This is a genomic window from Rhizobium sp. WSM4643 (assembly GCF_025152745.1).
Taxonomy (GTDB): Bacteria; Pseudomonadota; Alphaproteobacteria; order Rhizobiales; family Rhizobiaceae; genus Rhizobium; species Rhizobium leguminosarum_I.
The window spans coordinates 418940-440045 of record NZ_CP104041.1 but is presented as its reverse complement, the minus strand read 5'-3'; the positions used below and the strand labels follow the sequence as shown (position 1 = coordinate 440045).

The 21106-nt window shown below is 59.9% G+C and carries 16 protein-coding genes and 1 pseudogene; 10 read left to right on the top strand and 7 right to left on the bottom strand.

What is annotated here, in order from left to right; translation table 11 throughout:
• Positions 1 to 60: 60 nt before the first annotated feature.
• Positions 61 to 1539: an ABC transporter substrate-binding protein gene (locus N1937_RS25935; protein ID WP_170276026.1), complete on the bottom strand. Its 1479-nt coding sequence runs from the start codon at positions 1537 to 1539 to the stop codon at positions 61 to 63.
• A gap of 207 nt (positions 1540 to 1746) precedes the next feature.
• Here N1937_RS25935 and N1937_RS25930 point away from each other — a divergent pair, with 207 nt between their 5' ends.
• The 4 genes from N1937_RS25930 to N1937_RS25915 all read left to right on the top strand — a co-directional run bounded on the left by N1937_RS25930 (position 1747) and on the right by N1937_RS25915 (position 6321).
• A complete protein-coding gene (locus N1937_RS25930) occupies positions 1747 to 2457 on the top strand; it encodes a GntR family transcriptional regulator (protein WP_260059257.1) in 711 nt (236 codons plus the stop codon).
• Between the two features lie 53 nt (positions 2458 to 2510).
• Positions 2511 to 3677 (top strand): mandelate racemase/muconate lactonizing enzyme family protein, encoded by a 1167-nt coding sequence (locus N1937_RS25925; protein WP_260059255.1) that lies wholly within the window; start codon positions 2511 to 2513, stop codon positions 3675 to 3677.
• A 66-nt stretch (positions 3678 to 3743) separates the two neighbouring features.
• Positions 3744 to 5105 (top strand): mandelate racemase/muconate lactonizing enzyme family protein, encoded by a 1362-nt coding sequence (locus N1937_RS25920; protein WP_260059709.1) that lies wholly within the window; start codon positions 3744 to 3746, stop codon positions 5103 to 5105.
• Positions 5106 to 5121: 16 nt separating this feature from the next.
• Positions 5122 to 6321, top strand: a complete 1200-nt coding sequence (locus tag N1937_RS25915) for a mandelate racemase/muconate lactonizing enzyme family protein (protein WP_260059254.1) — start codon at positions 5122 to 5124, stop codon at positions 6319 to 6321.
• Between the two features lie 154 nt (positions 6322 to 6475).
• Here the strand turns inward: N1937_RS25915 and putA are convergent, their stop codons facing one another.
• Together putA and N1937_RS25905 are read right to left on the bottom strand one after the other, a co-directional pair.
• Entirely contained in the window at positions 6476 to 10183 is a 3708-nt protein-coding gene (gene putA / locus N1937_RS25910) for a trifunctional transcriptional regulator/proline dehydrogenase/L-glutamate gamma-semialdehyde dehydrogenase (protein ID WP_260059253.1), read from the bottom strand.
• Positions 10184 to 10210: 27 nt separating this feature from the next.
• Positions 10211 to 10417, bottom strand: coding sequence for a hypothetical protein (locus tag N1937_RS25905; protein ID WP_260059251.1), 207 nt, complete (start codon positions 10415 to 10417; stop codon positions 10211 to 10213).
• A 172-nt stretch (positions 10418 to 10589) separates the two neighbouring features.
• Here N1937_RS25905 and N1937_RS25900 point away from each other — a divergent pair, with 172 nt between their 5' ends.
• Positions 10590 to 11084, top strand: a complete 495-nt coding sequence (locus tag N1937_RS25900) for an Lrp/AsnC family transcriptional regulator (protein WP_260059250.1) — start codon at positions 10590 to 10592, stop codon at positions 11082 to 11084.
• A gap of 150 nt (positions 11085 to 11234) precedes the next feature.
• Here the strand turns inward: N1937_RS25900 and N1937_RS31600 are convergent.
• Positions 11235 to 11330 (bottom strand): annotated as a pseudogene (locus N1937_RS31600) (winged helix-turn-helix transcriptional regulator); the annotation flags it as partial.
• Positions 11331 to 12227: a LysR family transcriptional regulator gene (locus tag N1937_RS25895; protein WP_260059249.1), complete on the bottom strand. Its 897-nt coding sequence runs from the start codon at positions 12225 to 12227 to the stop codon at positions 11331 to 11333.
• A 94-nt stretch (positions 12228 to 12321) separates the two neighbouring features.
• Between N1937_RS25895 and N1937_RS25890 the strand changes: the two genes are divergently transcribed.
• Genes N1937_RS25890 through N1937_RS25880 form a run of 3 tightly spaced genes read left to right on the top strand, consistent with a single transcriptional unit; the run spans position 12322 to position 14772 of the window.
• Complete coding sequence (locus N1937_RS25890; protein ID WP_260059248.1) at positions 12322 to 13509, top strand: MFS transporter; 1188 nt, start codon at positions 12322 to 12324, stop codon at positions 13507 to 13509.
• A 32-nt stretch (positions 13510 to 13541) separates the two neighbouring features.
• On the top strand, positions 13542 to 14288 hold the full coding sequence (locus tag N1937_RS25885; protein WP_260059708.1) for an SDR family oxidoreductase: 747 nt from the start codon (positions 13542 to 13544) through the stop codon (positions 14286 to 14288).
• A 13-nt stretch (positions 14289 to 14301) separates the two neighbouring features.
• A complete protein-coding gene (locus tag N1937_RS25880) occupies positions 14302 to 14772 on the top strand; it encodes a cyclophilin-like fold protein (RefSeq protein WP_222281734.1) in 471 nt (156 codons plus the stop codon).
• A 137-nt stretch (positions 14773 to 14909) separates the two neighbouring features.
• Here N1937_RS25880 and N1937_RS25875 read toward each other — a convergent pair whose 3' ends face one another.
• Positions 14910 to 15947: a class I SAM-dependent methyltransferase gene (locus N1937_RS25875; protein WP_260059247.1), complete on the bottom strand. Its 1038-nt coding sequence runs from the start codon at positions 15945 to 15947 to the stop codon at positions 14910 to 14912.
• A 180-nt stretch (positions 15948 to 16127) separates the two neighbouring features.
• Between N1937_RS25875 and N1937_RS25870 the strand changes: the two genes are divergently transcribed.
• Both N1937_RS25870 and N1937_RS25865 read left to right on the top strand, forming a co-directional pair.
• Positions 16128 to 18125 (top strand): putative bifunctional diguanylate cyclase/phosphodiesterase, encoded by a 1998-nt coding sequence (locus N1937_RS25870; RefSeq protein WP_260059246.1) that lies wholly within the window; start codon positions 16128 to 16130, stop codon positions 18123 to 18125.
• 328 nt (positions 18126 to 18453) lie between these two features.
• The gene (locus N1937_RS25865; protein WP_260059245.1) at positions 18454 to 20106 is read left to right on the top strand and encodes an acyltransferase; all 1653 of its coding nucleotides are present in this window, start codon (positions 18454 to 18456) and stop codon (positions 20104 to 20106) included.
• A gap of 11 nt (positions 20107 to 20117) precedes the next feature.
• Here the strand turns inward: N1937_RS25865 and N1937_RS25860 are convergent, their stop codons facing one another.
• Complete coding sequence (locus N1937_RS25860) at positions 20118 to 21005, bottom strand: LysR substrate-binding domain-containing protein (protein ID WP_260059243.1); 888 nt, start codon at positions 21003 to 21005, stop codon at positions 20118 to 20120.
• Positions 21006 to 21106: the final 101 nt, after the last annotated feature.

The following is a 21106-nucleotide window of genomic DNA, read 5'->3' as shown; positions in this document are numbered from 1 at the left end:
TGTTCTTGGGAACAAACCGGCTGCAATCGAGGCGCAGCCGGTCAGATCGTCAGGCTTGGACTAGAGTCCGCCGTCCATCAGATCTTTCACCTTCTTGGCTGCGTCGTCCGCTGCTTGGTCGACGGTCATGGCTCCGGTCAGGGCATTCTGCAGCATGTCCGGGATGATGATGTTCATGATCTCGGGGGACTGTGGCAGCGCAGGGAACGGGATACCGTATGGCAGCATCGAAGTCGTGACATCAAGGAACTTGATATTGTCCAGACGTTCCTTCATCCATTTGGTCTTGAAGCCGTTAAGGTTTCCCGGGTTCGAGCCGGCATAGGCCATCTTCAGCGACCATTCAGGGCTCGTCCACATGCAGATGATCGCCTTTGCGGCCGCCTCGTCTACCTTGCCGCCCTCAACATATTCGGGCTTCAGGATGTGAATGTTGGAGCCGCCAAACACGACGGCACGCTTGCCGTCGGGGCCCGTCGGGATCAGACCGTAGCGCATGTTGTCGATGACGGTCTGCGCCTTATCCTTGTCGGTACCCGTCGCCTTCTTCTGCAGGTCGAGCATGACGTTGTAGTCGGACGGGTGCGAGATCATCATGCCGAGCTGACCAGCGAGGAAGAGGGGCTGGTTGTCGGCCTGCTGATTGGTGAGCGCCGAAACCGGAACCGACTTGTCGCGAACATACATATCGTAGGAGGCTTGCAATGCCGCCTTGCTTTGCGGGCTATTGAGCTCGACCTGCTTATAGGTCGGGTTGGCGGTCGCTTCGTCGAAGACGCCGCCGCCATAGGCCCACAGCTGCGGCATGAAGCGGTACGGCGTATTGCCGGCATTCTTGCGAGCCACGAGGCCGTAGCCGGCAATGCCGAGCTTATCGTGGATCTGCTGGGAATCCTTGACGACGTCGTCCCAGGTTGCCGGAGCCTTGTCCGGATCGAGGCCTGCACGTTTGAAGACGTCGGCGTTCCAGATGAACGCCATCGTCTCGTTGTTGGTGGGAATGCCGTAGGTCACGCCGTCCCAGGTTACAGCCTTCATTGCGCCGGGCCAGAAATCCTCGGTCGAATACCCTACATCCTCGGGTTTGAGCGGCTGCAAATAGCCCTTCGAGGCGAACTCCGTGCCGCCCAGGATTTGCAGGCGGACCGCCATGGGCGCCGCATTGCCGAGGAGCGCCGTCCGGAACTTGTCCAGCAGATCGTTATAGGTGAGGGCTTGTTCCTCAAGCTGGATGTTTGGATAGGTCTTGCGGAAGGTCTCGAAGAACTCCTTGTAATACTGACGCAGGAGGTCGGGGTCGCCCTCGAACACGCCCTGATACCAGAACGTCAGTCGCCCCTTGTAGTCGAGGGGCGTGACCTTGGCGCAATCGGCCGCCGTGTCAAAATCCTCTGTGCCGGCAATGGAGCGCACATATTGCGGCGACCACTTGCTCAAGTCGACCGGCGCACCCAGCGCCGATGCGGACATCAACGATACCATCAAAGCAGTGGAGACAGCGCCGCGCAGGACGGCACCGCCGAGTGAAATCCTCGTCATAAGGTATCCTCCAGGTTCTCCCATGCCGCTCTGCGTCGAGGCGAGCGGTCTTTGCTCCCCGGTCGCGGGACTTTCCACACAATGTATCCCTTAGACCTAATCATACGTTTTCAGATTGAAGATTGTCTGTCAATCAAAGAAATCGTACATTGTTTACAGAAGCCTTGCGTGATATCCGAGCAGTATGTGTATTGATTGGGGACCGTCTTGGCCGGAACAAGCGATTTTAAAGCAAAGCCACCCGAAGGGATCGACGCAATCGAGGCCTCCAGCGAGGGCGCCTCGCTTTATCAACTGATCAGGGATGACATTATCGAAGGGCGGCTCGCTGCCAACGAGCGGCTTGTGGTCACCGATCTCGCCCGCCGCCACGGCACCTCAACCAATCCCGTGCGCGAGGCTCTGCAACTTTTGCGCGGAGAAGGCTTTGTCACCCTCGTTCCCAACCGCGGAGCGCGCGTCCGGCCTATAGATCAGGATTTTGTTCGGGACATCTATGAGATCGGAGTCTTGATCGAGCCGGCACTGACGCGATGGTTCGTGAATATGGCCACCGTCGAGGACATTGCCGAACTCGAACGCATCCAAGGCCTGATCGAAGACAATAACTTCGACGACACGTTCAGGCACAGCGAGCTGGACACCGCCTTTCACACCGTAATGTACCAAAAGCACTACAACCGCCATGCCGCCGAGCTTTGGTGGAAGCATCGCGAAGTGCTTCGAGCCGTGAGCCGGCGTTTCAACTTCACGCTCGCCCGGCGTGCCGCGATCCTTAACGAGCATCGCGAGCTCATCGCGCATGTAAAAGCGGGAAATGCCAACGAGGCAGCCGAACTCATTGCACGCCATGTCGAGGGCTCCGGCCGGCACATTCTCGAACACATGCGTGCGCGTAATGCCGCTCGGGCAGGATAGAATAGATAGCCTGGAATATCGTTATCCCGACCATTTCAGTAAAGGCAGTTGAGATGAAAATCACCAGCGTTCGGCCGTGGCTGATCAAGTCCGATGCTTCTTATTGGGGAGAGTTTCTGTTCGTCGAAGTGACGACCGATGAGGGGGTGAGCGGGTGGGGAGAGATCACCACCACGACAAGGCTCGCCAATCGCGCGCTCTGCACGATCCTGCGACAGATCGGCGCTGCGGTGACAGGCGAGGACCCGGCGCGTATCGAATATCTGTGGCACAAGATATTCCGCAGCTTCACCTACATGGGCAGTCGCGGCGCCGCAGTCGAATGTGTAAGCGCCATTGACATAGCCCTTTGGGACATCCGAGGCAAAGTCTTGGGCAAGCCAATTTACGAGCTGTTGGGCGGACCGGTCCGCGATGAAATTGCGCTCTACACCCATCCCAACCAGGCCAAATTTACCAGCAAGGAGGCTGTGGTCCGGGAAATTCGAGACATCGTCGAGTCCGGCCACACGGCGCTCAAGTTCGATCCGTTCCCCTACCAAGGCCGCACCGCCGATGGACTGCCTCGCGAACAGCGGGACGGCTACCTCGATGGCAGCATGACCCGCAAGGACGAGCGCGAAGCCGCCGAACTTACGGCTCTGATCCGCGAAACGGCGGGCTCTGATGTCGACATCCTCATCGATGCGCACGGCCGCTTCGACGTTCCCACCGCCATTCGCCTTTGTCGGAGCCTCGAGGAAGCCGGTCAGATCGACTGGTTCGAGGAACCTTGTCCACCGGAGAGCCTCAACGCTCTCAGGCAGGTGCGCGAAAAGGTCAGCGTCGCTATCTCGTGGGGCGAGCGCGGCCACACGAAGTGGGATTTCGTGCCGGTGCTCGAAAACAGACTCGCTGACTACATTATGCCTGATGTCACCTGGACCGGTGGCATTACCGAACTCAAGAAGATTTCTGCCCTATGCGAAGCCTACTACATTCCCGTCTCGCCACATGACGCCGCTGGACCGATCAACGTGGTTGCGGGAGCGCAGGTGATGATGACCGTTCCCAACTTCTACAAACTGGAAACGTCGGAGTGGAACCTGGGCAAATACGATCACCTCATCGACAGACCACTCGATGTTTCGAACGGCAGCCTCAAGCTTTCGCCCAAGCCCGGTCTCGGCGTCGAAATGAACCGCGACTACCTTCAAAATCACGAGATTGAACTGGCCTAGCCAACAATCTACGCCGCCCCCAGCGTGCGCGGCGGCGAACCCAGCCGATCAGATGAGGATCAAATCATGCTAGAGGCAGATGGAGCCGACGAGGCGCTCAATCGAGTGAACACGCATTCCAGGCCGTCCGACCTTCGCATCACGGACATGCGGGTCGCCGAAATCATCGGCGCGCCGTTCACCTCGGTGCTGCTCAAGATTTACACCAACCAGGGCATCGTCGGGCTTGGTGAGGTGCGCGACGGCGCCAGCGCCACCTACGCGCTGATGCTGAAGAGCCGGTTGCTTGGCGAGAATCCTTGCGACATCGACCGCCTGTTTCGCCGGATCAAGCAGTTCGGCGGGCACGGTCGGCAAGGCGGCGGCGTATCGGCGGTTGAAATCGCGTTGTGGGATCTTGCCGGCAAGGCCTATGGCGTCCCGATCTACCAGATGCTCGGCGGCCGGTTTCGGGAGAAAGTGCGCGTCTACTGCGATACTGATGCCACCGTGCCGAGCGGTACCGAGACCGGCAGGCGCCTCAAGCAGCGCATGGAGCTCGGATTCACCTTCCTCAAGATGGATCTGGGGCTGATGCAGATCGCTGATGTGCCCGGTGCGGTCGTGTTTCCTGCCGGCTCACTAGAAGGATACCGAAACGGTCCCAGTCGCGGGCCGCTGAAGACTATTGAAGAGCGGCGTGCCCGCAACGCTGCGTACGATCTGCATAACGTCCCGCACCCGTTTACCGGCCTCCACTTTTCCGACAAGGGTCTCGACTTCCTTGAACAATACATCGCCGAGGTTCGTGAAGTCATCGGCATGGATATTCCGCTCGCCATCGATCACATCGGCCACATCTCAGTGCAGAACGGCATTCGCCTTGCCAGGCGAATTGAAAAATACGTGCCGGCCTGGCTCGAGGATGTGATCCCATGGCAGTACACTGAGCAATACCGACAACTGCAGGACGCCACGACGGTGCCGATCTGCACCGGCGAGGACATATATCTCAAGGAGGGCTTCGGGCCTCTGCTCAAGAGCGGCGGCCTCTCCATTATCCACCCGGACCTGCTCACCAGCGGCGGCATTCTCGAGACCAAAAAGATCGGCGATATGGCGCAGGACCATGGCGTCGCCATGGCCATCCACATGGCAGAGAGTCCAATCGCCGCCATGGCCGCGGCCCATGTCGCGACCGCGACTGAAAACTTCATGGCGCTCGAATACCACTCTGTCGATGTCGACTGGTGGGACGATATCGTCACCGGCCTTCCCAAGCCACTCGTGAAGGACGGCTTTATCACCGTTCCGAACAAGCCCGGCCTGGGGATTGACGATGTCATCGACGAGGTGATCTCGCAGCACCTGCAGCCGGGCGTCACCGGCATTTGGCAGCCTACGGATCGCTGGGACGATGAGTATTCCTGGGATCGCACCTGGAGCTGAGGCAAAAGAACCGAAGATGAAGATCACCGACCTCCGCTGTGCCGTTATCGGCAAACACCCGATTGTCCGCATCGTGACGGACGAGGGCCTCTATGGCTTAGGCGAAGTCGAATTCACCAAGACCTACCTCAAGCCCTTTGTGCTGCATTTCCGCGAGGCGCTGATCGGCGAGGACCCGACCGACGTCGAGAGAGTGATGCTGAAGATCCGCCAACGCGGCTCTTTCAAGCCGTACGGCGCGGCGGTGAGCGCTATTGAGCATGCGCTGTGGGATATTGCCGGCAAGGCCGCGGGCGTGCCCGCCTATAAACTGCTCGGCGGCAAGGTGCGTGACAAGGTGCGCGTCTACAACGGCTCGATCCGCCAGAAACGCACGGGCGACCGGCCGGAGGATTACGCCGCCGACGTCAAATGGATGATGGAGCAGCCGCAGAACTTCTTCATGGTCAAGCAAGGAATCTCGTTCCACTCCAACATGAAAGACACCATCGAGGACTTCCACTACGGCGTGACGCAGAAGAAGGCAGGCTATCACGGTGCCATGGATCAGGGCGTGATCAGCGAGCGGGGTTTCAATCACATGCTCGACTGCGTGATCGCGATGAAGGAAGTGCTGGGTGACAAAGTCAGCCTGGCGCTCGACTGCGGGCCGGGCTGGATGCTGCCCGATGCGATCAGGTTCGCTCGCGCGGTCGAGAAGTACAATTTGATGTGGCTCGAGGACATGCTGACTGGCGACTACGTGCCGTGGGTCAATCCGCAAGCCTATCGGGAACTGACAACCTCCACCTCGACGCCGATCCACACTGGTGAGCAGATCTACCTGCGGCACAATTTCAAGGAACTGATCGAGACGCAGGCGGTACGCGTCATCGGCCCCGATCCAGCCGATATTGGCGGTATTGCCGAGCTCAAATGGGTCGCCGAGCACGCCTACATGCACTCGATCCTGATGGCACCGCACGGCACCGCCAACGGCCTGCTGGGGCTCGGCGCGTTGATCAATGTCTGCGCCACCTTGCCGGCAAATTACGTCGCCTTCGAATATCCGAGCGCCACCGACCCCTGGTGGGAGGATCTGGTCGTCGGCTTGCCGCCGCAGATCGTGAAGGACAGCATGGTGGACCTGCTGGAAGCGCCGGGGCTGGGCCTCGATATCGACGCAGAAGCGGCAAGGAGATATCTCAGGGAAGAGGATGCGGGCTTCTTCGACTGAACCTCCCTCCACCTGCATGACGTGAATCGTCTACGCAAATAACTGGAATAACACGCTTCGCGTCATGCAGCGCTCAGAAGCCCTCTTCTCGTCTGAGTTTGATCGGCGATATATGCCGACGATGACCATATTTTCTGCGCCCTCGCCTTGTCACTCAGCCGATGGCCATCAGGCTTGCATTGCCCCCGGCAGCCGCGGTGTTGATCGACGTCGACACTTCCTCCAGCAACCAATTGAGGCAATAGGCTTCGGGATCGCTCGCCAATTCCTCGGTCGTCGCGGCCTGGACCAACAGAAGCGGACCAGGCAGGTGGGCGATCTTCTGATTGACGGCCAGGACCCTGTCGCGATCCCCTTCGACGAGGGCACCGGAAAACGGCCCGTCCTTTTCCCAATCGGATGTCCAGGAAATCCGGCTGGCGACTGCCGCCGGAAGATCCGCCAGGACTGACTTCGATAGGGAGCCGGCGTCCACGACGATGTGGTTGCCGGTCGATAGGGCTGCGGCGATCTGACGATGAAGCCCGCCTTCCGTCTGCGGCACGATGAGAATACGGCCGCGGGGATGGAGCGCGTAGAGATTGAGCTCGCCGACCGGACCGGTGAGTTCACGTTCGAGCCCGAGCGCCGAGCGGCTCGCATATCCACGCGCCGCTTCCCCCTCGCCCGACAGGCCCTTCTTGTCGAGCCAGACGATGTAGTCACGAAGGGCGAGGTCCGTATGAACGGAATCCTGCTGCGGCGGCACGGGCGCACGCTGCACCAGCCGGCCGATATAGAGCGGACCGCCGGCCTTCGGTCCCGTTCCCGACAGGCCTCGGCCGCCGAACGGCTGCACGCCGACGACGGCGCCGATGATGTTCCGGTTGACGTAAAGGTTTCCAGCCTTGATGCGGCTGGTCACATGCGCGATCGTTTCATCCAGCCGGGTGTGAAGCCCGAATGTCAGACCATAACCCGATGCGTTGATGTCGTCGATCAGACGGTCGAGCCCGTTTCGCTTGAAGCGGACGACATGCAGGACCGGTCCGAAGATCTCCCTCGTCAGGTCCGACAGCGACTGGATCTCGATGATCGTCGGCGGAACGAAGGTCCCCGCCGCCGCACTTTCGGGCAGCGGCAGCTGATCCACTTTGCGGCCCAAGCCGCGCATATGCTCGATGTGCTGGTCGATCTCCGTCTTTGCGCTGTCGTTGATGACAGGGCCGACATCGATGCTCAGCCGATCGGTACGGCCGATCGTCAGCTCGCGGAAGGCGCCCTTCAGCATGTTGAGCGTCCTGTCGGCGACATCGTCCTGAAGGCAGAGAACCCTGAGCGCCGAGCAGCGCTGGCCGGCGCTATCGAAAGCAGAGGCAATGACGTCGGCCACCACCTGCTCGGCCAATGCCGAGGAGTCGACGATCATGCCGTTCTGGCCGCCGGTTTCGGCGATCAGCGGAATCGGCTTGCCGCTCGCCGACAACCGTTCCGTCAGTTGCGCCTGGATCATGCGGGCAACTTCGGTCGACCCGGTAAACATGACGCCTGCCGTCTCCTCCGCTCCGACCATGCCGGCGCCGAGGCGGCCGCTGCCGGGCACGAACTGCAAGGCACCGACAGGCACGCCCGCCTCGTGAAGGATCTTCACGCTCTCCGAAGCGATGATCGGCGTGACACCGGCCGGTTTGGCAAGCACGGGATTGCCGGCCACCAAAGCTGCGGCGACCTGCCCGGTGAAAATCGCCAGCGGGAAATTCCACGGGCTGATGCAGACGATCGGGCCGAGAGGCGCATGCGAGGGGCCCAGCGTCTTGCGCGCCTGCTCGGCGTAATAGCGCAGGAAGTCGATGGCCTCACGCACTTCGCCGACGGCATTGGCCGCAGACTTTCCGGCCTCGCGCATGACGATGCCCATCAGCACCTTGATGCGGGCCTGCATGATGTCGGCGGCCCGTTCCAGGCAGGCCGCGCGCTCGGCCGGCGGTACGGCGGCCCATTGCGGCGCGTACTCCGCAGCCATGCGAACGATGCGCGTGGCGTCCTCGACCTTCACTTCGGTCACCGTGCCGACAACATCCCGGTGATCGGCAGGATTGAGAACATCGCGTGTTACCCCATCCGTAGAGCCATCCGCAAGAATGGGAAGCGCATGCCACGGCGCAGCAGCCGTAGAAGTGAGCGCCTCAGCCAAATCCAGAAGCGTGGCCTCGTTCGCGAGATCGAGACCATCGGAATTTACCCGAGCGTTGCCGTAAAGAGCCTTCGGCGAGGCGATCTGCGCGTGGGGCGCGCCAACGGCAGGCATGGCTGCGACGATTTCGGCGGGATCGGCGATCAGCGCCTCGACTGAGACATTCGGATCGGAGATGCGGTGCACGAAGGAGGAATTGGCACCATTTTCCAGAAGGCGCCGCACCAGATAGGCGAGCAGCGTCTCATGTGTTCCCACAGGCGCATAGATGCGGCAGGGCCGGTCCAGTTTTTCCTTGCCGACGACCTCGTCGTAGAGCGGTTCGCCCATGCCGTGCAGGCACTGGAACTCGTATTTGCCGACGGTGAAATCAGGACCGGCCAGACGATAGATCGTGGCGAGCGTCTGCGCGTTATGGGTGGCAAATTGCGGGAAGACCGCATCCGGAGCATCGAGCAGCTTGCGCGCGCAGGCGACGTAGGCGACATCGGTGTAGATCTTGCGGGTATAGACCGGATAATCCTCGAGACCATCCAACTGGGCGCGCTTGATCTCGGCATCCCAGTAGGCGCCCTTGACGAGACGAACCATGATCCGCCGCCCGGAACGGCGCGCGAGATCGACGATGTAGTCGAGGACGAAGGGGCAGCGCTTGCCATAGGCCTGCACGACAAAGCCGAGCCCATTCCATCCGGCAAGCTCAGGGGCGAAGCAAAGGTCCTCGAGGAGATCGAGCGAAAGCTCCAGCCGATCGGCTTCCTCTGCGTCGATATTGAGGCCGATATCATAGGTCTTGGCGAGAGCGGCGAGCTTCTTCACCTTCGGCAGCAACTCGCTCATCACCCGTCCGGCTTGCGACCTTACGTAACGCGGATGCAGGGCCGAAAGCTTGATCGATATGCCCGGGCCGTCATAGATGCCGCGCCCGTCCGACGCCTTGCCGATGGCGTGGATCGCCTTTTCGTAATCCCGGTAATAACGCTCGGCATCGGCGCCCGTCGTGGCGGCCTCGCCCAGCATGTCGTACGAATAGCGGAAGCCGCGCGCTTCCAGCGGCCGGGCGCGTTTCAGCGCCTCCGCAATCGTTTCGCCGGTGACGAACTGCTCGCCCATCATGCGCATCGCCATATCGACGCCGCGACGGATGACCGGCTCGCCGGCGCGCGCGATCAGCCGCGTCAGCGCTGCCGACAGGCTTCGGTCGTTGACGGTCGACGTCAGCTTGCCGGTAACGACGAGGCCCCAGGTTGCGGCATTGACGAACATGGATTTTCCGCCGCCGATGTGGGAGGTCCAGTTGCCCTCGGCGATCTTGTCGCGGATCAGCGCGTCCCGCGTTTCGGTATCGGGAATGCGCAGCAGCGCTTCGGCGAGGCACATCAGTGCCACGCCTTCCTGGCTGGAGAGCGAATATTCCTGCACCAGCCCTTCGACACCGGTCCCCTTGTGCTTGGCGCGCAACGCTTCGATCAGGCTGCGGGCCGTACTGCGAATGTCATAGCGTTTTGCCTCGGAGACACGCGCGGCGGCAACGAGCGGCGGCAGGCACTCGGTTTCCGGCCGGCGATAGGCTGCCGTGATGGCCTGGCGAAGTTCGGATTGCGGTCGGATCGGTGGCGCAAAGCCGGAAAACGGCGCGCCGTCGGCGGCGTCTTTGGATGGAGTAGTCTCGATCGCTGCGTTCAACATGAAGGTCTCTATCAGTCGATATCTAGTTTAACGGATGAATGAGACGCCGGGTTCATCGTCCCAATCAGCGTCGTCCGAGGCGGCCGGGCCGGAATATTCCGTCTCGCGAAGCGGACGCGCATCCGGATTGTTGCGCTTGAGGGTGAGCGCCGCAGCAACCGCTCTTATCGCCACCGGTCGGTAGTGGGCGAGCAGGTTCGGCTTCTGATCGTCATCCGGTTCTTCCTTGCGCATGCATGACCCCATTTTGCGTGCGGCGCCGATGCGATCCTGGCGATCCGTCAGCGCCTGCGCCTTCCATCCCATTGTCGACGCACAAAGTATCACAGATCGCAGATCTCGATCTCACTTGATTTTTGCAGATATCAGCCTGTATGAACTTATTAAAGCACTCTTGAGAGTTCGAATGGCTGGCGAACCCGATATCTTTAGTGAATTGGACCAATTCGACAGGAAAATCCTCGCGGCTCTTGCCGAGGACGGCAGACTGTCGATCACCGATCTCGCGGCGCGTGTCGGCCTCTCGAAGACGCCGTGCCAGCTCCGCTTCAAAAGGCTGATCAGCGAAGGCTATATCGAAGGCTTCAAGGCCGTCCTCAATCCGTCGAAAATGCAGCTCGACCACATTGCTTTCGTCGAGGTGAAGCTCTCCGATACCCGCGAGAACGCGCTGAAAAGCTTCAACGATGCCATCAAGAAGATCAGCGAAGTCGAAGAGTGCCATATGATCGCCGGCAGGTTCGACTATCTCCTGAAGATCCGCACGCGCGATATCGGCCGCTACCGCCGCGTCCTCGGCGAGCGCATCTCGACACTGCCCCACGTCGCCAGCACATCGACGAACGTCGCGATGGAAACGGTCAAGGAAGGCTGGGACAAGTCCGGTTCGAGTTTTTCGTGAATGTTATCCTTGGGATGACCACCTGCCGGTGAGTTGCCGCAGCATCCAAAATCCGTCCAATTTGCTGCCGGACGAACTGCGATATCTTCATTGTCGTCGGTATTGCGCCAAAGCGGTTGCGGCAGGGGTAGCAATCGACCCCCAGGCAGTTCAGCCATCTCTCGCTTTCCGACCGCGTGCGTTTAGTTTCACCGGCACACTCTTGCCGTACTCATTCCACCATCCCGTCAAAGCTTCCATCATTGGTTACCGATGCCGGTAGCGGAAGGCTTCGACGAAGGCGGAGAAAGCAGGGGACGGATGGCGCCGGCTGGGGTAATAGAGATGATATCCTTGGAACGTTGGTGCCCAATCCGCCAGCACTTCCTTCAGTTGACCGCTGTCACAATATTGCCGGACGAGGTCCCTCGGCACATAAGACAGCCCCGCGCCATCGAGAGCGGCATTGATCGCCGGCCCTATGTTGCTCATCACGAGCTGGCCTTCCACACGAACGCTGAACTCGCGGCCATCCTTTTCGAACTCCCAGGCATAGAGAGCGCCTGACGTCGGAAGTCGCAAGTTGACGCAATTGTGGTCCGTCAAGTCATGAGGGATCGAAGGCACAGTGCGGGTCGCAAAATACTCAAGTGATCCGACCACGGCGTAGGAAATATCAGGTCCAATGCGAACGGCCACCATGTCGCGCGCAATCGCTTCGCCGAGCCGCACACCGGCATCGAATTGGCGCTCGACGATGTTTGTGAAACCGTTGTCGATGATGAGTTCCACGGTGACATCGGGGTAATCCCGTAGAAATGCCGGAAGCCTCGAACGGAAGACCAGCTCCACGGCATCATCGGGACATACGAGGTGGACTGTGCCCGAGGGCTTGTCGCGCAACGCGCCGAGGGCACTGATCCCGGCGGCGATGCTCTCGAAATGCGGCTGGATGCTTTCCACGAGACGCGCACCAGCCGCCGTGGGAGCCACGTCCCGCGTCGTGCGGGAGAGAAGCCGGACTCCGAGCCGGGCTTCGAGCGCGCTGATCGTATGGCTCAACGCCGAGCGCGTGACTCCCAATTTTGATGCAGCGCGCGTGAAACTCCGCTCCTGAGCCACCTCCAGAAACGCACGCATTTCCGTGAACTCGTCGCGCCGCATTGTTGAATCTCCTTCATCACGACATTCAGATTATAGCTTCTAGTCGAGCAAAACCAGTCCGGCTATCTATCTGGCAACGGACAGGAGAACATGCATGACCGTCGAGTTGACATTGGATGAGACCTCACTGACGGACGACACGGCGACCTCATGGTCTGCTGTGACCTGTCTCTCGCTTCTCACTTTCCTGCTGGTGGGGCTGGAATTTCTCCCTGTGAGCCTTCTGACTCCAATCGCCACGGATCTCTCGGTGTCAGAGGGGCAAGCCGGATTGGCGATCACCGTGTCGGGAGTCTTTGCGGTTATCACCAGTCTTTTCGGCAATGCATTCCTGGCGAGGATCGACCGCAAGTCTGTCGTCCTGCTCTATACGGCGGTTCTTGTTGTATCGAGTTTGGCGGTTGCCCTTGCACCCAACTTCCTAGTCTTTCTCGTCGGGCGGTCCCTGGTCGGCGTTTCGATCGGCGGCTTCTGGTCGCTGTCGACGGCTATTCTGGCACGCCTGACTTCGGACCGTGACCTGCCCAAGGCGATTGCGCTTCTGCAAGGTGGCACCGCATTCGCGCTCGTCCTTGCCGCACCGCTCGGCAGTTTTCTTGGCGGGTTGATCGGATGGCGCGGAACCTTCTTCATCACGGTGCCAATCGGAATTGCCGCGCTCGTCTGGCAACTGGTCGTCCTGCCGAGGATGCCGGCGACATCAACCGTCTCGGTGGCCAGAATATTCGGGTTGCTGCGCAATCGCACATTCGCGATAGGAATGGCGGCGACTGCTCTCGCCTTCATCGGCCAGAACGCGCTGTCCATATATCTTCGTCCATTCCTCGAAGGCGTCACGGGCCTCGAATTGAATGTTCTGTCCATGGTGCTTCTCGGCCTTGGCGTCGGTGGACTGGCTGGAACCTCCGTCATTGGCTTCGTCGCCCGGCGGCACCTCCGCCTCGTTCTCGTAGGCCTGCCGGGTGCTCTTGCGCTCATTGCCCTGCTGCTGATCGTTCTCGGGCCGTTCGCCGCGGTTACGGCATCCCTGCTCGTCATGTGGGGATTTTTCTCAACCCCGATTCCGGTTGCCTGGAACACCTGGATGGCCGCCATCGTCCCCGGTGAGTTGGAAGCCGCAGGTGGGCTGCAGGTGGCGCTGATCCAACTTGCCATTGCCGGCGGCGCTTTCGCTGGCGGCGTACTGTTCGACACCGCGGGATGGTGGAGCACCTTCCTTCTGGCCGCCTGCCTTCTCGCCGGTTCGGCTGTCCTCGCCGCACTCGCCGGCCGCCGCGCCTGAAACCTTCCGAAACCTCAAAAATGGAGATCACCATGTCACAAGGAATCGAAAACAAAGTGGTCGTCATCACCGGCGCAAGCAGCGGGCTTGGCGAAGCCACCGCGCGTCACCTTGCTGAGCGCGGCGCGTCCGTCGTCCTCGGCGCGCGGCGTAGTGACCGTATCGCTACGCTGGCTGAGGAGCTGGCCGCCAAAGGCTATAGAGCCAAGGCAGCCCAAACCGACGTCACGGATCAACATCAAGTCAAGAAGCTCGTCGACACCGCCGTCAAGGCGTTCGGCCGCATCGACGTGATGCTGAACAATGCCGGCCTGATGCCGTTGGCGCCGCTCGAACGGCTCAAGGTCGACGAGTGGGATCGCATGATCGACGTGAATATCAAAGGGGTGCTCTACGGCATCGCAGCAGCGCTTCCGCACATGAAGGCGCAGAAGTCCGGGCACATCATCAACGTGTCCTCCGTCTACGGTCATGTGGTCGATCCGGGTGCCACCGTCTACTGCGCGACGAAATTCGCCGTGCGCGCCCTCTCCGAGGGGCTGCGGAAGGAGGTGAAGCCATACAATATCCGCACCACGATCATTTCACCCGGCGCAGTGAGTACCGAACTGCTCGAACACATCAGCGAAAAGGACATCCAGGCGGGCACCAAGGAGTTCGTCAGCAGGATCGCCATCAGCGCGGACACCTTCGCCCGAACGGTCGCCTTCGCGGTGAACGAACCAGACGATGTCGACATCAACGAAATCTTGTTCCGGCCCACGGCTCAACCTGTCTGACGCGAGGCGCGCTATGTCGATGACATCCACGTTCATGAGCCGTCGCGCGATTTTGGGCGGAGCCTTGGCGGCCGCCGCCCTCCCTCTCGTGGCGCAAGGGCAGGACGGGCACAGCTCGACCACTCACAAGGTGTCAGATGTCAGGATCAGGATTGACTTCAACAAGCTTCCCCTGACGGCGACACTCTTCGATAATCCGTCGGCGCGCGATCTTGCTTCCATGCTGCCCCTAAACCTCAAGATCGAGGACTACGGCAGGAACGAAAAGATCGTCTATCTGCCGCGTAAGTTGACCGAAGAAGGCAGTGGTGCTTTCGGAAACGAGCAGGCGGGCGACCTTTGCTACTTCAAACCGTGGGGTAACCTGGCCCTGTTCTACGCGGATTACCGCTGGGACGGGTTGATCCGGCTCGGCCGCTTCGACGATGGCTTCGGGCCGTTGCTGGTGCGCGGCGCGTATCCGGTCCGCATTGAACGCATCTGACAAGGGCGTTTTGGGTGGAAATCTGAAATCGCTTTCCTCCCAAGCATGAAGAACCCAATGATTATAAATTTCCGCAAATAGGAGCAACGCCCCCTTTCCAGGCGGACTCTTTTTTTCAGGCCGAGCCAACGTGCGACCTAACGCGGTCTTTGAATTTCACAGTAGACAATGCTCCGGTTTGAGCCGGACCAAACAGAAACCTTCATATCAGCCCCAGTCGTGCTTTCGCCGGCGATCAAGCCCATCTCTCGTTCCGACCGCAACAGCAGGGCCCAGTTCATGAATGTCTCCATATAGCCATCGACGTCCGTCTCCGGAGAGAAGTTGGCGAATAGGAATGTGCCGCCAGGCTTAAGCATGCTGATGCACTTCCTGGTCAGCCTTACGGCTACCGCGTCAGGCAAATAGTCATAGAGACCCGCGGCATAGACGAAATCGAACATTCCCAACGAATGCCTTCCACCGAGCAGGGATTTGACCGAACCGTTCACCGCTTCGACGGAGGTGCCGGCGAAATCGCGGGCGACGGTTCCAACGCTGATCGGGTCTTGATCCAAAGCTACCCAGCGTCTGATCGCGCCGGCGCTCAGAGCGTGCGACAACGGCCCCTCGCGAAGATGCCCGGCGGCAATCGCGAGGACTTCGGTGGAACCCGGCCGGACCGAAGCGATTTCGTCAACGCGGCGAGCCAGAATGTCTCGACGCTCCCGTACTGCGATGGATGACGAAGCATTTCGAGTGTAGCCGTAGATCGAACGTCCCAAGTCGCTCGCTGATGCGACGGCGTCCTCAATCTCAGGTCTGCCGTAGATGAAATCGAGAAGACGTGCGTCGCCGGAATAGCCGCGCGGCTTTTCAAACGACCAGCGGGTCAATGGATCTTGATGAAGATAGTAAGCAACGGGATGAGATTGCGCGATCGGAACGATGACGTCCCACACCTCTGGATGAAAGCGCCGCCGCATCTGATGCAAGGCTTCGGTAAGACGCTCGATGATCACATGAGGCTCGACGCCGGATTTGAACTGACGGATCGACACGTCAAGGCTGAGGGCAAGCTCGGCCTGGGCAACGATAAGATCGCCGGGATCCGGGGCAGCAACCCTCCTTGCCACCCGCCGAATTTCGCCAGGCGCAACAAGACTTTCACCGTCGAATACCAGGCTTTGTTCCATTTCGAGATCCTCTTGACATAGCGTTAAGCATAATCAACCTCGAAATAGGATGCGACTAGAATCTACACGGGATAAGGGTAATTCTACTCTTGCGGGTCCGATGCTACCCCTCTAACAAAGCCAAGCAATAAGACAAACCGGTTGCAAGTTGCCGAATGCGATTTTGGAGGGCGCCGAAGTATGGCTTACTTTTCAACATACTTTAGATGGCTTTCGGGTCGGCGTCGTTGCATGATCGCGGCTTGCGATAATGTCCAGCGGGACGAACCAACCGCCGGCATTTCATTCGCCGAGGCCATCAAGTCTCTGAAAATTGAAAATGATGCTGTCCGAAGGCAGAGCTCGCGGCACGGTCTTTGGATGGCGGTTGCCGTCTATGTGGCCTTCGCACTTCCCGACCGTTGGCTGATCCCCGATGTTGCCCCTGCGACGATCGCCGCCCGATTCGCCGTTGCGACGATCGCCCTGCTGGCGTTCGAAATCTTGCGGCTGGCAAATGCGAAAACCGTCTGGCTTGACATTACGTGCGCCACTGCACTGCTTGTGGGCTATGTAGCCTGGCTTTACCCGGCGATTGCCACCCACGACGTCACTGCCATGTCCTACTACATGATATTCGGCGCCATCTTCATGATGGGCGCCAACCTGTTTTTCAGTTTCCCGTTTCGGCTTTCGGTGATCACCTCCGGGCTCGTTCTCTGCGCGTTTTTCATTACGATCGAGGAACTTTTTCCTTCAAGCCAAACCTACACGCTCGCTTTCGGGCTGTTCTACATTTCGTGCTTTGCCTTCACGTCTTTCGTCAATTGGCGATTGAATGTGGAGCGCCGAAACGTGTTGCTGAATGCGGCGGAGGCTCGCCACCAGCACTGGGAAGCGTCCGAGCGCGGAAGGTCACTGCTCGAGCTTTCACATACCGACTACCTGACAGGCATAAGCAACAGACGCGCGCTGGATCGGCGGCTCGACGAATGCTGGGCCGCTTGGAAAGACGAACGCCGCGACTTCTCCGTGTTCCTCATCGACGTCGACTTTTTCAAACGCTTCAATGATCGTTACGGACATCAGGAAGGAGACCGATGTCTGACTGTCATTGCCAATGCGCTGAAGGCGATTGTAGAGTCTTCCGATGGCATGATCGGCAGGTATGGCGGCGAGGAGTTCATCGTGGTCATGCCTGCGGCCCTTCCAAAGGTCGCGATGGCTGTCGCCGAAAAGATCAGAATGGAAGTCGAGTCTCTCGCGATTGCTCACGATGAGCGACCGGATGATATGTCGATCGTAACTGTCAGCATCGGCGTCGCCTTCACCCGCGAGAAAGTTGGCGAGAAAGTCGAACGAATAGTGCGTGAAGCCGACCTTGCTCTCTACAATGCCAAAGCAAGCGGCCGAAACTGCATTCGCAGTTTTGATCCGCTGCTGCCTCGCCCCGACGACTATGCCGGTAAACTCGTGCCCCTGCTGGCGGCCGCCATCGATCGCAAACTGGTCTCGCTCGTGTACCAACCGATTTTCGACGTGACGAACGGGAAAGCAAGGGCTGTCGAGGCTTTGATGCGCCTCAGGATGCCTGATGGCACGGCGGTTTCGCCGAAGACATTCATCCCGGTTGCAGAGCGAAGCGGCGCTATCCTCGAACTGGGCAGGTGGGCGATCGAGACGGCATGCCGGGATATACTGATGACCGATCGCATGGCGACCGTCAGCGTCAACGTGTCGCCGATACAGCTGCGCTCCCCCGGCTTTGCCGCCAGTGTCGCTGATATCCTTGCTCGGTGCGGGGTCTGCGGGTCGCGACTAGCCTTGGAAGTCACCGAGGGCCTGGACATGGATATGCAGTCGGAGGTGCTCAAATGCATTGCCGATCTGCGTGCACTCGGCATCGAAATCTGGCTTGACGACTTCGGCTCCGGCTTCGCGGGCCTCTCTTGGCTGAGGGCAATCGAGTTTCAGACAGTTAAGGTCGATCGAACCTTCCTGCACGACAGCTCGAACCCACGCGGTCTGACGATGCTTCAGGACATGATTGTTCTCATCCGCAATCGTGGAAATACAATCCTGGTGGAAGGCGTCGAAACTGCAGCCCAATATTCCCTTCTCAAGGATCTTCGCATCGACCGCGCCCAGGGCTTTCACATGGGAATGCCGGTGAGCGCTGAACTTCTGAACGCGGCATAACTCGACATCGAGGTTTCCAGATGGCTCAGCACGCGGCCGATAATCGGTGCGCGTGCATCACGTCTCTGCAAATCGCGAATTCGGACATGAGCCGCATCGACCGCCCGCATGGCAAGCCGCTATGAGGGGCCATCGTACGGACACTTGCGATCACATCGGTCGCCGGGAGGCCGGACCCGATCAAAGCAATTGGAGCCATTTCAACGAGGGCTGCGCCGCCATTGTCGGAAGTCTTGCTTTTGGACGAACCAGGCCGTCTTATGCAGCGAGGCAACGGATCGCCGAAGGCAGACGAATATTCGGCGGTTGACCTAGAATGAGGATCGAGATGGATCACGCCGGCAGCCCGCAATCGTCAGTGAGCGAAGAGAGGGAAGCGCGCAGGCTTCAATACCTGACCTGGGAACACGTTGCGTCTGACCTTCGTCATCCCGCTCACCTCGCCCGCAGGGCGGAACTCTGGCGATCATGCGGTGCACAGCTGGCCGAGACGTCCTACATCGCCGAGCACGCCGCAATCTTCACCGAAAGCCTGACAATGGGCGAGCGGTCGTGGATCGCCGGGCACGCGCTCGTTCGCGGCGATATAACCCTCGGTGACGATTGCACCATCAATCCCTATGCCTGCGTTTCCGGCACGGTGACGTGCGGCAATGGCGTGCGGATTGCTTCGCATGCCTCGCTCGTCGGCTTCAATCATGGCTTCGACGATCCGAGCATTCCTATACACCGCCAGGGCGTCGTCAGCATCGGCATTTCGATCGGCGACGATGTCTGGATCGGCGCCAACTCTGTGATCCTCGATGGCGCCACGATTGGAAATGGTGCGGTGATCGCCGCCGGAGCGGTGGTCACGGGGGACATTCCCGCCATGGCGATTGCCGGTGGCGTGCCCGCCCGGGTGCTGCGGAGCCGAGGCTCGGCACCCCGGAAAACAGGCAATGGCGACATCGAAGATCAGTTGGTCAGGCTCGGTCAGAAAGCGAAAGACCAGTGGCCGGACATTCTGGCACGCTGGAAAACGCAAGGGACCTATCAATCGCTGGAAGCAGACGGCATCAGCAGACCAGCGATCCGGCATCTCTGCGATGCAATCGAGATCGCTGCCGGCTTCGGCCATCTGCCGCCCGATCTCGATGCGGCGGAGACCGTCGAGCGTCTCCAAGATCTTCAGGACCGAGAGACCGGCCTTTTCCCGGAAGAACATGCCCGCATGCATGGCAAGGCGCTGAGGGATGATCCAAAGGCGCTCTATAACGTCCTTGCGGTTGGCTATGCGCTTGAACTGCTTGGTTCCGGTCCGCGCCAACCGGTCCATGCAGTCGAGCTCGAGGCCGGGGAGTTGGATGAATGGCTGAGCGCCCTGCCCTGGTCGACCCGGGCATGGCACGCCGGAAGCGTGGCCGATGCGATCGGAACTGCCATGTACTTCAACGCGAAGTATTTCGGCGTCAGGCATTCACGGCAGGCGCTCTTCGAGTGGCTAAGCCACAATGCCAACAGCGTTTCGGGGCTCTGGGGTGAACCGACCGCGGCGGAAGGATGGCTTCAACCGGTGAACGGCTTTTATCGCCTGACGCGCGGCACCTACGCCCAGTTCGGCGTGGCACTTCCCCACCCGCACGCCTCACTCGAAACGGTTCACCTCAACTACCGCAACCACAAGGGCTTCGTTGCGGCAAAATACAATGCGTGCAACCTGCTCGATACGATTCATCCTCTGCTGCTGATTGCCCGGCAGACCGACTACAGACGGGCCGACGGCGAGGCGATCGCCCGCAAGCTCATCTCAAGGGCGCTGGATAGATGGCGGGATGGCGAAGGATTCCCCTTTGCCGATGGTAGTGAACCGAGCTTGCAGGGGACGGAAATGTGGCTTTCCGTCATTCACCTGGCGGCCGACTTCCTGGGCCTGGCAGATCGCTTCGCCTTCGTCCCGAAAGGCGTTCACCGGACGGCAACCGTGGGGCTGGGTATGTGACCACGCTTCGATCAACCGTGCAGTGATGCCGTCAGCCAGGCGGCGGCAAGGTCGCGTGCATTGCTTCGCTTGGCTTTGACGGGCACGATCACATTGTAACGATCCTCCGCCGCAAGCTCGCCGCCGCCGATCTGCATCAAGGTTCCATCCTCCAGAAAGGTGCCGACCAGCATACGCCATCCCAAGGCAATGCCTTGCCCTGCGCGCGCGGCAGCGATGGTTTCGGTATAGTGGTTGAACCGAAGCGACGGCTTTACATTGAGGTTGGCGCCGGTCAGCGAAAACCACTGGGCCCAGCTATACCAGGAACGATCGAGAACGTCCGTTTCGATGAATTCGTCGGCAGAGCCGAGCGGACCATCTCCGCGTCGCCTGAGATAGTCGGGAGAGCAGACGGGGCAAATGACGTCGCCGCGCGAGGCGATGACGGTGCTATCGCTGAACGGAGGCACACCATATCGAATTGCCACATCGACTTCGCCGTCGTCGAGAGCGATCGGGCTGTCCTGGGATATCACCCGCACCAGAATACCCGGGTTCGCCCGGCGGAATTCGGCCAGCCGCGGCAGCAGCCAGAAAGAGGAGAACGCAACGGTCGCCCCTATAGTCAGTACGTCCTGGCTGCGCGACTGGAGCGCTTCCACGCCCTCGGCAATATCGGCAAAGCTTTTGGCCAGCGTGGCTCCGAGGTTGATGCATGCCGCCGTCGGCTCGATCGCTCGATGCTTGCGCACGAATAAGGGCTGGCCGAATTCCTCCTCCAGCAATGCAATCTGCCTGCTGACCGCCGCCTGGGTGACACCCAATTCGGTCGCAGCCGTGGTGAAGCTCTTCTTTCTGAGCACCGCCTCCAGGGTCACCAGGGCCGTCAGCGACGGGATCCGTCTTCTAAAGTGCATCACAGAACCCTCATCGCATGATAAAAACTTATGCGAACCTAATTTTTTATGCCGTTGAAACATCGGAACTGCAAGGGCAATCTGGGGAAACTCTCGCATAA